This window comes from Dysgonomonas sp. UBA7710, assembly GCF_002482385.1.
GTDB lineage: Bacteria > Bacteroidota > Bacteroidia > Bacteroidales > Dysgonomonadaceae > Dysgonomonas.
Map to the genome: position 1 here is coordinate 75,426 of NZ_DLFW01000018.1, position 16,114 is coordinate 91,539.

The window sequence follows — 16,114 nt, forward strand, 5'->3', positions numbered from 1 at the left end:
GTAGAGTATCTCACTTTGTTCCGGATGGTTTTTTTATTTTTTCTATTTCAGATAATGCTTCTCCTAAGACCGGAAAACCATCATCCCCCCATTCCATCTTTTGCAACCGGGGCGAACGTGTATCCATATCCCCGGAAGGGAGGGAACCATAAGGTTCTTTATCGATGGCCCGCGCCTGATAAAGAAAATATATTTCCTGTTGGTCAGGAGATGGTATAAAACAAGGGCTACCCGTGCCAAATACCTGGTTTTCGGGATTCTGGACGAAAACAGGCTTTTCCGATTTTGTCCATGACGAGGGATTTAGCAAGTCGCTATTTGCATCGGCGTATAACATGCCTACTGAATAATATGGTGTCCATGTACCGCTGGCCGAATAATAGATAAGAACTTTATCTTTATTTTTTGTGTGGAAATAGTGCGGATCTTCATTTACATAGATCGGATAGCCGGTTTTACTCCCGTCAGGGTTTATCCATTGCCGTTCCCATTCATATTCAGGTTTGGAGATCAGTATTCTGTCCGAAGCCAATGTCCACGGATTCTCCATCCGGGCAATGTAAATACATTGGGTTTCCGCCTCTATCCTTCGCTTTTGCCAGCCGGACCAAATCATATACAGGCCACCATTATGAGAGAATACACTGGGAAGAATAGCCCAATTGTTATCCTTATCCGTTTTTACACGACCTTTCATTATAAACTCACCATCAAAAGGATTCTCCGATGTGTTTTCAATGACATAAATCTGGTGATTGTCCGTATTTCCGTCATCCGCAGCAAAATAGATATACCACTTATTATCTATGCGATGCAGTTCCGGCCCCCAGATATGAAATGAATTATTCTTATCTTTGGGTATCCAGACTTCTTTGCTTGGTGCATTTTTTAAGTCGGTAATCTCTTGTGTCTGCCATAGTATGATCTTATCATCGCTATCCTGGAGGTAATAATAGTTGCCATTATGATATGTGGCCCATGGACGTGCCCCTGTCTGTAATAATGGGTTGGTATATGTTTCGGTGGGGGTGTCGCCGGATTGTTCTGTACTTGCTTCTTTCTTCTTACATGAAGATATTAAGGAGAGTAATACAAGGAGGATGGCCGAAAGCTTCAATATCAGGTTCATGATGATAATATGCATTAAACAAATATACTTGGACTAAGCAATAAGTATTTTTTAGAAAACAGGCTTAAAGTTAAACTTTTTTGCTGGATAAACCTGATTGTGAAATGAGTTCAAGAGAGTTTTCTCCTAATTTTTTCGGGTTGTGATCCGATTCTCTGCTATAAATTAAATTATTTAAAATATTGCAAAAAGAAAAAATATGCTATATTTGCTGGTTGAAAAATAAAACGTATTTAGTACACTTAATAAACTGAAATTATGCGTATATTTGCATAATATAAAAACACATACATGACTCCATTATTTTATAGAGAACAGGAAAAATTTTATGTTTCAGTCGATTGTATAATCCTCGGCTTTAAGGATGGTAAACTATATTTGCTTATTTCAAAGCGTAAATTTGAGCCGCAGGAAGGACAGGATACATTAATGGGAGGGTTCTTACGGTCCGATGAAAGTCTGTCGGAAACAGTATCCCGCGTGGTTTTTGAATATACAGGTATACAAGATGTATATATGGAACAGGTGGGTACCTATGGAGAAATCGGCCGTGACGAGGGAGAGCGGGTTGTGTCAATCGCCTATTATGCGTTGATAGACCTGGAGATGTTCGACGAAAGTGTATGTGAGATTCACAATGCAAGGTGGGAAGAGGTAGAAAAGGTTGGAAAACTCGTATTTGACCATAACCAGATGTTGCGTGATACTATAGAAATATTGAGGAAAAAAACGGCAACGCAGCCTATTGGTTTTAACTTGTTGCCCGAAAAATTTACTTTGCCGCAATTGCAGGCGCTTTACGAAGCTATTTATCAGACTACGTTGGATAAACGTAATTTCCGAAAAAAAATACTGGAGATGGAAATCCTCGAAAAGCAGGATGATAAAGATAAATCGAGTTCGAAGAGAGGAGCCTTTTATTATACTTTTAATAAAGAGAAGTACGATCAGTTGCTCCAAAAAGGATATTACTTTTCATTGTAAAAATAAAATAGTATTTAAACAAGGACTTAAAAGAGAGTATTTTACTCTCTTTTTTTATTAAATATGTTTTACAACATATGATAAATAAGTGTGCATTTGAACACTTATTGCTAATATTGCAAGTGTAAACGCTACACTTATTAAAAAAGAACCTTATAATAGTAATTGAACCATATATACCATTATGTTGGAATCACTTAAAAAAGAAGTATTTGACGCTAATCTCGATCTAGTAAAACACGGATTGGTAATTTTCACTTGGGGAAATGTCAGTGCAATCGACCGCGAAAAGGGATTGGTTGTGATTAAGCCATCAGGTGTATCATACGATACAATGAAGGTTGAAGACATGGTTATTCTCGATTTGGACGGGAATATTCTGGACGGTAAGCTAAAACCATCATCGGATACCGCTACCCATCTTGTATTATACAAAGCTTTTCCAAATATCGGAGGCATAGTACATACTCATTCCACATATGCTACATCGTGGGCCCAGGCGGGATGTGATATTCCTAACATTGGTACTACCCATGCCGACTACTTCAAAGATGAAATTCCGTGTACACGGCAAATGACAAAAGCTGAAGTTGAAGGCAAGTATGAACTTGAAACCGGAAATGTGATTGTGGAGCGTTTTGCAGAACTGAATGCCGATTACACACCGGGAGTGTTGGTGAATAATCACGGCCCTTTCTCTTGGGGTAAGGATGCTCATAATGCCGTTCATAATGCTGTGGTACTGGAGCAGGTGGCAAAAATGGCATATATAGCCTATTCGATTAATCCTCAGCTAAAAATGAATGAGGAACTTATTAAAAAGCACTTTTTCAGAAAACATGGTCCGGGTGCATATTACGGACAGTAAGAGTCAGTTAACAGCTAACAGTAAATACTTATAACTCATAATTTATAACTCATAATTTATTAATATCATGGATTTCAAAGGTTTAGAAGTCTGGTTTGTAACCGGCGCACAATTGTTATATGGTGGAGATGCAGTAGTTGCAGTAGACTCCCATTCTACACAAATGGTAAAGGCTCTGAATGATTCAGGTAAACTTCCTGTAAAGATTGTTTACAAAGGTACGGCCAATTCTTCTCCGGAAGTTGAGAAAGTATTCAAAGAAGCAAATAACGATACAAAATGTGTCGGTGTTATCACTTGGATGCATACGTTCTCGCCTGCTAAAATGTGGATTAAAGGGCTTCAGAATCTGAGAAAACCATTGATGCACCTTCATACACAGTTCAATAAAGAAATTCCTTGGAATGAAATAGATATGGACTTTATGAACCTGAACCAGTCGGCTCATGGAGACCGTGAATTCGGACATATGGTTAGCCGTATGCGCAAAAACCGCAAAGTGGTTGTAGGTCACTGGAGCGAAGAAGGCGTTCAGGCTAAGATAGCAAACTGGATGCGTGTTTGCGCAGGATGGGCAGATTCTCAGGATATGCTTATCATCCGCTTTGGAGACAATATGAACAATGTTGCTGTAACAGACGGAGATAAGGTAGAAGCTGAAATGCGTCTGGGTTATCACGTAGACAATGCTCCGATTGCGACTTTGGTTCCATATGTAGAAGCGGTTACAGATGCTGAAATAGATGCGTTGATTACCGAATACGAAAAGATATATGACTTTGCTGCCGATTGTAAAAAAGGGGCCGAAAAACACCAGTTTGTGCGCGATGCGGCAGCTCAGGAAATAGGTCTTCGTCGTTTCCTTCAGGATAAAGGAGCTAAAGGATTTACGACCAGCTTCAACGAGCTGGCAGGCATGAAACAATTGATGGGATTTGCTTCTCAGCGTCTTATGGCGGAAGGCTACGGATTCGGCGCCGAAGGAGACTGGAAGTCGGCTGCATTGGTTCGCACTATGTGGGTGATGGGACAGGGTCTGCCGGGCGGACAGTCATTCCTTGAAGATTACACATTGAATTTCGACGGTGAGAACAGCACTATTCTGCAATCTCACATGCTCGAGATTAATCCCGATATAACAGGTACAAAACCACGTATCGAAGTTCATTTCTTAGGTATAGGCGATGCCCGCACTTGTGCCCGCCTGGTATTCCAGGCTCATAAGGGTGAAGGTGTAGCTGCGACAATCGTAGATATGGGAAATCGTTTCCGTATGATTGTAAATGAAGTGAAAGTGGTAGAACCTAAACCGCTGCCAAAATTACCAGTGGCCTGTGCATTGTGGAAACCGATGCCTAACCTCGAAGTGGGTGCAGGAGCATGGATTCTGGCCGGAGGTACTCACCATTCAAGTTTCTCATTCTCTGTAACTACCGAGATGTTGGAAGACTATGCCGATATCGCAGGTATCGAACTGGTGACTATCGATGAAAATACAACTATAAACAACTTCAAGTTTGAGTTGAAAGTAAATGAAGTGTACTACTTATTAAATAAATCGTTAAATTAAGGTTCTGGGGTACCGTGAGTAGTGATTATTCTCGGTACCCTATTTTTTAGTCCCCTGTCCCCCGGAGGGGGAGTCAAGAAAAGGGGAAAAATAACAAGAGAAAAAATTAAACTATAGCCTATCCGGCTTCCCCCTTTGGGGGATTGAGGGGGCCTAAACTAATATAAATATGAAATATACAATCGGACTTGATTATGGCTCGGATTCCTGTCGGGCAGTAATCATCGAAGCTCAATCCGGAAAAGAAATAGCTTCGTCTGTAAAATATTATAAGAGATGGATGAAAGGTCTGTATTGCGACCCTCAGGCCAATCAATACAGGCAACATCCGCTCGACTACGTTGAGGCATTGGAAGAATCGGTGAAGGAAGCCTTGAGTAAATCACCTGCAGGAACCGCTGAAGCTGTTGTCGGCATGTCGTTCGATACTACCGGTTCCACTCCTGCCCTGATTGACAAAGACGGACAGATATTGTCATTGTGTCCCGAATTTGCAGAAAATCCGAATGCAATGTTCATCTTATGGAAAGACCACACTGCTATCAAAGAAGCGGCAAAAATCAACGAAGTGGCTAAACGATGGCCTATCGATTATACAGCATATGAAGGCGGTATTTATTCCAGCGAATGGGTTTGGGCAAAAATCGCTCATGTACTGAAAGCTGATAAATCCATTGTAAACGATGCATACAGTTGGGTGGAACATTGCGACTGGATGCCTGCATTAATTACAGGGACTACAAAGCCTGCCGATATAGTAAGAGGCCGTTGTGCTGCCGGACATAAAGCCATGTGGCTGAAAGAATGGGACGGACTTCCTACCGAAGAATTTCTTGTGGAAGTGGCTCCTGAACTGAAAGGTTTCAGAGACAGACTGTTCCACGAAACATATACAAGTGATGTGAAAGTCGGTAACCTTACGCCGGAATGGGCTGAAAGATTAGGCCTGACAACAAATGTAGCGGTAGGTGTCGGGGCTTTCGACTGTCATATGGGTGCAGTAGGAGCGGAGATCGAGCCTAAAACGTTCGTCCGTGTCATCGGGACTTCTACTTGCGATATTATGGTGGCTTCGTATGAAGATATGCATGGTAAACTTGTGCCGGGTATTTGCGGACAGGTAGACGGTTCTGTTATTCCGGGTATGATCGGCCTTGAAGCCGGACAATCGGGTTTCGGAGATATCTACGCGTGGTTTAAGTCTGTGCTGGCATGGCCTTTGGAAAAGATACTGAAAGAATCTACATTGGTCGATCAGGCTACAAAAGATAAACTGATAGAAGAAGTTTTGGATAAGATGATCCCTGCTTTATCGAAAGAAGCGGAGAAAATACCTGTATCGGAAAGCTCGGTACTGGCTATCGACTGGATGAACGGACGCCGCACACCTGATGCCAATCAATTAGTGAAAGGTACCATTACAGGGTTGAACCTTGCCAGTTCTGCGCCGCTTATATTTAAGGCATTAGTAGAAGCTACAGCATTCGGTTCGAAAGCTATTGTAGACCGCTTTCTCGAAAATGGCATCGAAATAAACAGTGTGATCGGAATCGGTGGTATATCTTTGAAGTCGCCGCTTGTTATGCAGACTTTAGCTGATGTGCTGGGTATGCCTATTAAGGTGGCTAAATCGGAGCAGGCTTGCGCGTTCGGTGCCGCTATGTTCGCATCGGTAGCTGCTGGTATTCATCCTGATATTAAGGCCGCGCAAAAAGCAATGGGACAAGGTTTTGCTTTTGAATATAAACCTGATATGGCCAAGCATGAGGTATATATGAAATTATATGCTAAATATCAGAAGCTGGGTAAATTCACAGAAACAGAATTATTTAACTAAATGAAAAATGAAAAGTGAAAAGTGAAAAATTATGCGAAGCGACAATGATTGGGTCTTTATTTTTCATTTTTCACTTTTAGTTTTTCACTTCTAATTATAAAATACTATGAACTGGAATTCACATGAATTTATTTGGCTCGACTGGGTAATTATTGCAGTCGGGATATTAGCGGTGACATGGGCCGTCTGGCGTTCGATACAAAAAGATAAGCGCCTGCAACAAGGTGCCAGTAGCGAAGACTATCTGTTCGGTAAAGGCGAGCCATGGTACATCATCGGTGCGGCTATCTTTGCCGCAAACATTGGTTCGGAGCATCTTGTAGGACTTGCCGGAACAGGAGCAAAAGCAGGTGTGGGTATGGCGCACTGGGAAATGCAAGGCTGGATGATACTTATCTTGGGTTGGCTGTTTGTGCCTTTCTATCAGCTTATGAACAATAAGATGGGTAAAATCATCACAATGCCCGATTTCCTCAAATATCGTTACACCCCGGCTACGGGCTCATGGTTGTCTATCATCACTCTTATTGCATACGTGCTTACCAAAGTGAGCGTAACAGCGTTTACCGGAGGTATCTTCATGGAGAGCCTTCTTGGCTTGCCTTTCTGGTACGGGGCTATCGGCTTAATCGTCTTAACGGGTATCTTTACTGTTCTCGGAGGAATGAAAGGTGTGATGACATTGTCTGCGATTCAGACTCCTATTCTTATAGCAGGTTCATTCCTTGTGCTTTTCCTTGGGTTATCTGCGCTCGGTGGTGGCAGTATCCCTGAAGGTTGGACAGCAATGATAGATTATGCTAAAACGCTGAATGTAGGAGAAGATGGTGTTGCATACGGCACAAACCATATGTTCCATTTCAGTACGGGCGACCCGTTGTATGATGACTATCCCGGCTTTTGGGTATTTATCGGAGCTTCAATCATAGGTTTCTGGTATTGGTGTACCGACCAGCATATCGTTCAGCGTGTACTCGGACAACGCAAAGGTGAAGATAACGATGTAGTGATGAAGCGTGCGCGCAGAGGTACTATCGCTGCCGGTTATTTCAAATTGCTGCCTGTTTTTATGTTCCTGATACCGGGTATGGTAGCTGCGGCATTGGCGGCGCGTCCCGACAGCGGATTTACATTGGACGATCCCGATACAGCTTTCGGGTCGATGGTCAAATTTGTATTGCCTGCCGGAGTGAAAGGTATTGTTACCATAGGTTTTATATCGGCATTGGTCGCTTCTTTGGCAGCATTCTTTAACTCTTGTGCTACATTGTTTACAGAGGACTTTTATAAACCGATGTTCAAAGGCAAGAGCGAGGATACTTATGTTCTGGTAGGTCGTATTGCCACAGTTGTCGTCGTAGTACTCGGTATTGTGTGGATACCTGTTATGATGAGCCTTGGTAGTCTGTACGATTATCTGCAAGGTATTCAATCGCTGCTCGCGCCTGCAATGGTGGCTGTATTCGCACTGGGTATATTCTCTAAAAGGATTACGCCTAAAGCCGGTGAAGTAGGTATGATCGTGGGCTTTATTATCGGTATGGTTCGTTTGCTGACCAATATATTTACAAATACAGGTAAAGACATAATGACCGGCTGGTACTGGGAATGCACCAGCTGGTTCTGGCAAACCAACTGGCTTATCTTTGAGATATGGCTGCTTGTCTTCATCATGTTGCTGATGGTAGTAGTATCGTTCTTCACTGCGAAGCCAACCGCACAACAGATAGAGGCTATCACTTTCACCGACGACTACAAGAAAGTTATCGGAAAGAGCTGGAACAAATGGGATGTTATTGCATCGCTCGGGGTTGTCGCTCTTTGTGTGGCATTCTATATGTATTTCTGGTAAAAAAGACTATTTATAATAAATACTTAAATAAAAGCAAGTGTATTGAAAAATGCACTTGCTTTTTTGTTTTTGTCTTTTTCGTCCTGTTATGAAAATGTTAAAAGGTAACAGATATGTCAGTAAACAGTAAGCAGTCAACAGTTAACAATTAGAACTCCTTTATACTTATTACTCAATACTTACTACTTGGGAAAGGTAACAAAGGTAACACTATTTACAGTCATCAGTCATCAGTCAACAACAGGTAAGATGTAAAAACTTTGCGCCTTAGCGTCTTTGCGTGAAACAAAATAAAGTGTCTTGTAAGTCGTAACTTAAAAAACTTGACTTACCACTTAGTACTTAAAATTTACTATTTGTTAAAAGGTAACAAAGGTAACAGTCTTTTCAGCTTTTTTATTTTTCACTCTTCATTCTTTCTTTCCCCCTTTGGCAAGGCAGTTAAGTTCTGAATTCTACTACCCTCTTTGTCATGTTGAACAGCGTGAAACATCTCGTTTCTCAGAGTCGGGATTCTTCACTTCGTTCAGAAACAACGTTCGGCAGAGCGAAGCGGGGCCACCCGCTCGCGCAGACGTCCCGTCTGTGTGTTGCGTAGCAAACATTTTTGCCCTGCGCCTTTGCGTCTTTGCGTGAAACAAAACAGGGCGCCAGCCAACCCGTAACTTGTAACTGCCCGAAGGGCGCAGAAATAACATTCGCCGAAGCGAAGGCGAGGCAAACTCGTAACTCTTAAAAAAGTAACAAAGGTAACACTTTTTCTACCTATTACTTTTTACCCTCTTTGTAGCCTCCCCTTGGGGAGTTTGGAGGGGCCAATCAACATATCAAAGAACCCTGTAAACTGATTGTAATTACAATCAGTTTACAGGGTATAGATAAAGTTATTCTTTAATATTCCGTATTCTTACTTCTTTTTGAATAAGCGAACCAATTCTCCTATCCAAAGCACAAACGAAGTGCCGCCTATTATAATACCCCAGTCCTGTATAGTCAAAGGCATGGTACGGAATACTTCACCGCCAAAAGTTACTATTAATATCTGGCCTATAAGTATTATCAGGGCTACCATCTCAAATCCGGCGCTTTTATTTAAACCTGCAAAAGCAGATTTGCCTGTGGCGTATGCTTTTGCATTAAACATATTCCAGAATTGTAACAATACAAATACAGTGAAGAAATAGGATAAGAAATATCCGTTTCTGTCCGCTTCAGGTACATAACTAAAGAATGAATTGAGATGTTCGGGAGAAGAAAAATAATACATCATTCCCAACAACAGTATGACAAACAGGATGCCTGTGGTCAGAATATGTTTCCCGATAGAACTGGTTATAATAAAATCACTGTTCTTTCTTGGTTTACTGTTCATTACATTCGGGTCGGGCGGAAGGGAGGCCAGAGCTCCGGCAGCGAATGTATCCATTATCAGATTCACCCAGAGCATCTGTGTTACAGTCAGCGGTAATTCCTGACCGAATATAGAACCCAGGAATACGATTAATAAGGCAGCCACATTGATTGTCAACTGGAACAATATAAACCGCTGGATATTTTTGTAGAGCGAACGCCCCCACATTACGGCTGTAGCAATACTGCTGAACGAGTCGTCGAGAAGGGTTATATCGCTTGCCTCTTTGGCTACGGATGTTCCCGAACCCATCGACAGGCCTACATCAGCATAGTTGAGGGCGGGAGCATCGTTTGTTCCGTCGCCGGTAACAGCGACAATCTCGTTTCTTTGTTTCAGTAAATGAACGAGACGTTGTTTATCCGTAGGACGGGCACGGCACATTATTTTCAGGTCTTTTACCCTTTCATATGCTTCGTCATCGGAAAGATTTTCGAAATCGATACCGCCTATTATATTCAGGTCTGTATCCTCCTCATCTTTCCAGATTCCGATCTGACGCCCTATTTCTTTTGCGGTGCCATAAGTATCCCCTGTCACTATCTTAACTCCGATACCCGCATTCAGACAGCGCTCTACAGCTCCCGGCACATCGGTACGCACAGGGTCGGAAATACCCGCGATACCCAAGAATATTAAATCGCCTGAAGCCAGTTCTTCAACAGACTTATTGTTTCCTTCTTCGATATATTTATATGCAAACCCAAGGGTACGCATAGCCTGATTTTGGTATTGGAGTAACTGTTCGTCTACAATATCCTTGAATTCACCGGCAGGAGCCTCTCCGTTTATACCTGCTACATGTTTACTTTTTGCAAAGACAACTTCCGGTGCGCCTTTTACATAAAGTACTTTTCGTTTCAGCTTCGGGGAATCGACAAGGGTTGCCATATACTTACGTTCGGTAGAGAACGGTAACTGATCCAGTACCTCTTCCTTATTACGGATATTGCTATATAATATCTTACTTTTGTTCAGCCATAATAACAGAGCCCCTTCGGTGGGATTACCCAATGCTGAAACCTTCTCCTTATTTGAGAAGTCCAGAAATGCTGTAGAATTTACCGAAATATTGCCTATTACCAGTCTGCTCACTTCACTGTCTGTCAGGTTTTGATCTGCAACTCCGTAGAAGTTTGTATTTGCTACCTGCATCTGGTTCTGGGTGAGTGTCCCTGTTTTATCAGTACAGATAACAGTAGTGGCTCCCATCGTTTCCACGGCATGCATTTTACGCACAAGGTTGTTCATCTTCAACATACGGCGCATGCTCAATGCCAGACTGAGCGTAACACTCATCGGCAGACCTTCCGGCACGGCCACTACAACCAGTGTAACAGCCACCATAAATGCCTGGAGTATATTCGCGGCCACATCGATACTTATCCAGGAATCATCATCCAAAGGGTTTACCCCGAAGATATATCCCGAAAAAGCTAAAACGACAGTAACCAATGCCCCTGTAAGCAGCCACCTCAGCCAACTGCCTTCGGCTACGGCTTTCGGCAGTTTAATATCTTTTCCTGCAAGTTCAAGGCCGTCATATATAATAGGCAACCATACTTTTACCATTGCTATGGCTACACCTATCATAACTGCTCCGAGGAGGCCGAGTTCGCCAAGTGAAACATATACAGTAGGATCGTTGAATATATTTTTTATAAAGAGGACGGCAAAGGTAAGCATAGCCAATATAAGCCCTATAACCCCTATAAATTTGGCAAGGGAATCCAGTTGCCGGTTCAGAGGTGTTTCTCCTTCTACCTTTTCAGTAGACTTTTCTGCAACCTTACCGAACTCGGTAGCATCACCCACACGGGCGACTTCGAAAACTCCGTGTCCGTTTATTACTTTCGTGCCACGGAGTACCCAGTTGGATGGATAAGCCACACCCTCTTCGAAATGGTCGGGATCTATGGTTTTGTCGATACTAAGCTCTCCTGTAAGGCAGGATTCGTCTATCTGCATGGATACGGCGTCGAACAGTTCTCCGTCGGCAGGAACTTCATTTCCCATCTCCAGGAACACAATGTCGCCTACCACAATATCTTTTTTAGGTACCTGCCGGATATTGCCGTTACGCATCACGGTTATCATGTCCTCATCATTTACCTGATTGAGTACGTCGAATTTTTTATTGGCATCCATCTCGAACCAGAAGGATACTCCGGTAGCCAGCAGGATGGCACAGAATATACCGATGGTTTCGATATATTCGTTGTGTATGATGGATATTCCCAGAGAGAGAAACGCTGCTATAAGTAGGATGCGGATAATAGGGTCTTCAAACTTTTGCAGAAAAAGCTTCCATAGAGGTTCTTTCTTAGGAGGGGTGAGTATATTCGCTCCGTGCTTTTGCCTGCTTTCTTTTACCTGACTGTCTGTAAGCCCTGTATAATTCTTTTTTCCTTCCATTATTCTATTAATAAATATACTTCTTTAACAATAAGTCGTTTGTACTTGTTTAAAAAAAGAGATAAAGTTAATGTTATCAGAGTACAAATATAATGCCGGTCTGTTAATTAATTGTTACGATTATTAAGGTGTTTTTAAGAAAGTAAAGGAGCAGGTTTTTCTGAAATCCTGCTCCTTTAAATGCTTTATAACGATTAATTCTCCGGCTCCATCCAGTCACCATTATCTTTAATGAGCTGGACAAGCCTTTCCACAGCCTCTTCCGAAGCAATATTCTTTTCTATCAGATGTTTCTTTTTATAAAGAGAAATTTTCCCTTTCTCAGCCCCTACATAACCGTAATCGGCATCCGCCATCTCTCCCGGTCCGTTAACGATGCAGCCCATAACACCTATTTTTAAGTGTTTAAGATGTGAGGTCGCTCCTTTAACCAATGCGACAGTTGTTTGCAGGTCGAATAATGTACGTCCGCAGCTAGGACAGGATATATATTCGGTTTTACTTGTACGGATGCGCGATGCCTGTAAGATTCCGAACATGTACGCATCTATATTTTTCAATGAAATGTTTCCTTTGTTTTCGAGCATAATACCGTTGCCGAAGCCGTCGAGATAAAGAGTACCGAAATCGGTTGCTGCTTTTATCTGAAGATCTTCCGTTTCATTCTCTTCATATCTGCGGTTGGGTATTACGGGAGTATCACAGTCATTATTCATCAGGGTATGTATAAATGCGCGCTGTTCTCCTACACCGTTGATATGATTAGTCGTGAGAATAATAACAATGGATTTGTCTGCTTTCAGCAAAGAGATGATATTGTTATCCAGTTCTGGATATGAGAGGCGCAGGAACTTGATTGCCGCATCATTGCCCCTTATCTTTTCCCAATTCGGTTTATCGAACAGAGGATATGTATTCTTTTCCCCTTTCCATCCGTCTAAATCTATAATAGAAGGTATTGCACGTGGAGCGCTAAGGGGTAACTCTTTCCCGACATACAGATAATCGGGCAGGAAGTGGACGTTAAATTCAAAGTTGCCTTGCGAACGGTCTGAAATAACAACAGGCAGGCTATCGCCTCCGATATTCCCTACTGTATATGTTTCCCTGCGGTCGGTAGAGAACGGAGAGAATCTGTCACAGGCTTCCGCTACTATCTCCGGATGATCCTCCTTCCGGCCGATATAAGCGACCAGCTTACGCGCCACAGGTACCTCATATTCCGGATCTTCGCTCAGGGACACACGGATGGTATCGCCGATACCGTCGGAAAGAAGTGAACCGATACCTACAGCCGATTTTATGCGCCCGTCTTCACCATCTCCCGCTTCGGTTACTCCTAGATGCAGAGGAAAGTTGAGATCTTCTTTTTCCATACGGGCAATAAGTAAGCGGACAGCTTTTGACATGACTACCGTATTGGAAGTCTTCATGGAAATTACAATATCCCTGAATCCTTCGGCGATGCAAATATGAAGGAACTCCATGCATGACTCCACCATGCCTTCAGGAGTGTCGCCATAACGGCTCATAATACGGTCGGATAATGAACCGTGATTTACCCCGATACGGATAGCTGTTTTGTGTTCTTTACATATATCAAGCAGAGGAATGAGTTTCGCCCGTATTTTCTCTATTTCCTGTGCATATTCTTCATCTGTATATTCGAATGTTTCGAAAGTTTTTACCCTGTCAACAAAATTTCCCGGATTGATTCGCACTTTCTCTACAATCTTTGCGGCCGCTTCAGCTGCACGCGGATTGAAATGTATATCGGCAATCAGAGGTGTGTTGTATCCCTGCGCCCTTACCACTTCTTTTATATTCCTGAGATTCTCGGCTTCGCGTACTCCCTGTGCAGTGAGGCGTACATAGTCCGCTCCGGCCTTTACGATTCTTATAACTTGTTCTGCACTGGCTTCGGTATCGTTGGTGTTAGTGTTCGTCATCGATTGAATCCGTACAGGATTGCTGCCTCCGAGCGGAGTGTCGCCGATCCTGGTTTCGGAAGACAAGCGCCTTTTATAATTGAAATAATTCATATCTGAATTTTTTTAGTTGTAATCAAAAAATATAACAAAGATAGAGTTTTTTTGTTGTGTTAAATCTGATAGCTGCTGCATTGACCAATACTATAATAAACTAAAACTATAAAAGTGATTAAAGCCGTCATTCATCCTCCGTCTTGCATCCGCAAAAATGAAATTGCTCCAGGGCCTGTTCTTGGCTCACAATGAAATAGACCATGTCGGCACGCGCGCATAATTCGTTTTGTGAGTTATATATTTCAGCTTCGAGGAAAATGGCATTTCGTTTCTGGTCTTTTATTCTTCCGCGGATTGTCAACAAGGGTTCATTGGTCGGGATGCTTTTTATAAATCTGGCTTCAAGACGGGAAGTCACTCCTGTCGTTTGTAATTTACGGATGATAATCCATCCGCCGATTTCATCCATCAGGGTGCTTTGTATTCCTCCATGAAGAGTGTTTAGCCAACCTTGCATATACTCGTTTGGCGTCCAATGTGCAACTATATCATCGCCGTCTTCATAGAATTCCATATGGAGTCCCGACGGGTTAGCGGGCGAACAGGCAAAGCACATATAACCGTCCAGCCCTTCCCAAGGATTTATTATCTTTTTCATAAACACAAAGGAAATGATTCGGAATGTAGATAACAAGAAAAGATTGCATAAAAAGCTCTAAAGAGTCGGCCTGTCTTCTGATATATACAATACAGATAAACTTTATCTTTGAAAATAAAGTTGTAATTTTGTGCCACTTCAACTCATCGCTGGAGTATCATAATATGGATTATAAGATAATAAAGCTAAAACCCAAAAAAGAAGAATCTTTAAGACGCTTTCACCCGTGGATATTTTCGGGAGCAGTACAACAAAAAGATAACAACCTGACCGAAGGAGAGGTAGTTGCCGTCTATACAGCCAGTAACGAATTTATTGCCGTAGGGCATTATCAGGTCGGAAGTATCGAGGTCCGCGTCCTGTCTTTCGAAGAGGAAGAGATCAATCCGGATTTCTGGAAAAAGCGATTGAACTCCGCTTTAGAACTAAGGAAGTCGATAGGATTGCTGTCAGCAGATAATAATTCATACCGTCTTGTTCATGGCGAGGGTGATGGGCTTCCCGGGCTGATTATAGATATATATGCCGAGACTGCTGTCATACAATCGCACTCTGTAGGTATGCACGAATCGCGGATGATGATTTGTGACGCGCTAAAGGCCGTAATGGGAGCCACATTGAAGAATATATACTATAAGTCTGAAACGACATTACCATATAAAGCCAATCTGGGAGCGGAAAACGAATATCTGTTCGGAGGTAAGGATGTCGCCGAAATTGCTTCTGAAAACGGTTTGAAATTCTATCCTGACTGGGTAAAGGGACAAAAAACCGGTTTCTTTGTCGATCAGCGGGATAACAGGGCATTACTGGAGCGCTATGCCAGAGACCGTTCGGTACTGAATATGTTTTGTTATACAGGTGGATTTTCGTTCTATGCCATGCGTGGAAAAGCAAAGCTGGTACATTCCGTCGATAGTTCCTCCAAAGCGGTGATGCTGACAAATAAGAATGTGGAGATTAACTTTCCTGATGATAAGCGGCACGAGGCTTTCGCAGAAGATGCATTCAAATATCTCGGCAACATAAATAAAGGCGATTACGACCTGATAATACTCGATCCTCCTGCCTTTGCAAAACACCGTGGAGCTATCAAGAACGCATTGCAGGGATATAAACGCTTGAATGCCGTCGCCTTTGATAAAATAGCCCCGGGGGGAATTATCTTTACCTTCTCCTGCTCGCAGGTAATAACCAAAGAGGCGTTTCGCCTGGCTGTATTCAGTGCGGCAGCTATGTCAGGCAGGAAAGTGCGGATACTACACCAGTTGAGTCAACCTGCCGATCATCCGATTAATATTTATCATCCGGAAGGGGAATATCTCAAAGGTTTGGTATTGTATGTGGAATAAATGATGACAAGACGATATAAGAAATATAAAGGAGCCTGTTATTATAGCAGGCT

General features: G+C 42.5%; 10 protein-coding genes. 6 read left to right on the top strand and 4 right to left on the bottom strand.

The features are described 5' to 3' along the window. Window positions 1-10: 10 nt before the first annotated feature. Entirely contained in the window at window positions 11-1,144 is a 1,134-nt protein-coding gene (locus B3317_RS05730) for a glycoside hydrolase family 43 protein (protein WP_291109508.1), read from the bottom strand. A gap of 276 nt (window positions 1,145-1,420) precedes the next feature. Here B3317_RS05730 and B3317_RS05735 point away from each other — a divergent pair, with 276 nt between their 5' ends. From B3317_RS05735 to B3317_RS05755, 5 genes are all read left to right on the top strand, one after another. Beyond that, complete coding sequence (locus tag B3317_RS05735) at window positions 1,421-2,113, top strand: NUDIX hydrolase (RefSeq protein WP_291109510.1); 693 nt, start codon at window positions 1,421-1,423, stop codon at window positions 2,111-2,113. 184 nt (window positions 2,114-2,297) lie between these two features. Then, entirely contained in the window at window positions 2,298-2,981 is a 684-nt protein-coding gene (locus tag B3317_RS05740; RefSeq protein WP_291109512.1) for an L-ribulose-5-phosphate 4-epimerase, read from the top strand. Window positions 2,982-3,048: 67 nt separating this feature from the next. Further along, window positions 3,049-4,551 carry an L-arabinose isomerase gene (gene araA, locus B3317_RS05745; protein WP_291109514.1) on the top strand — a complete coding sequence of 501 codons (1,503 nt, stop codon included), beginning with the start codon at window positions 3,049-3,051 and terminating at the stop codon, window positions 4,549-4,551. 169 nt (window positions 4,552-4,720) lie between these two features. Continuing rightward, a complete protein-coding gene (locus B3317_RS05750) occupies window positions 4,721-6,388 on the top strand; it encodes a ribulokinase (protein ID WP_291109516.1) in 1,668 nt (555 codons plus the stop codon). Between the two features lie 106 nt (window positions 6,389-6,494). Continuing rightward, entirely contained in the window at window positions 6,495-8,240 is a 1,746-nt protein-coding gene (locus B3317_RS05755; protein WP_291109518.1) for a sodium:solute symporter, read from the top strand. A gap of 907 nt (window positions 8,241-9,147) precedes the next feature. Here the strand turns inward: B3317_RS05755 and B3317_RS05760 are convergent. The 3 genes from B3317_RS05760 to B3317_RS05770 form a co-directional block, all read right to left on the bottom strand. Then, a complete protein-coding gene (locus B3317_RS05760) occupies window positions 9,148-12,066 on the bottom strand; it encodes a calcium-translocating P-type ATPase, PMCA-type (RefSeq protein ID WP_291109519.1) in 2,919 nt (972 codons plus the stop codon). 194 nt (window positions 12,067-12,260) lie between these two features. Continuing rightward, window positions 12,261-14,108, bottom strand: a complete 1,848-nt coding sequence (locus B3317_RS05765) for a 4-hydroxy-3-methylbut-2-en-1-yl diphosphate synthase (protein WP_291109521.1) — start codon at window positions 14,106-14,108, stop codon at window positions 12,261-12,263. A 127-nt stretch (window positions 14,109-14,235) separates the two neighbouring features. Next, on the bottom strand, window positions 14,236-14,709 hold the full coding sequence (locus B3317_RS05770; protein ID WP_291109523.1) for a PaaI family thioesterase: 474 nt from the start codon (window positions 14,707-14,709) through the stop codon (window positions 14,236-14,238). A gap of 164 nt (window positions 14,710-14,873) precedes the next feature. Between B3317_RS05770 and B3317_RS05775 the strand changes: the two genes are divergently transcribed. Continuing rightward, entirely contained in the window at window positions 14,874-16,061 is a 1,188-nt protein-coding gene (locus B3317_RS05775; protein ID WP_291109525.1) for a class I SAM-dependent rRNA methyltransferase, read from the top strand. Window positions 16,062-16,114: the final 53 nt, after the last annotated feature.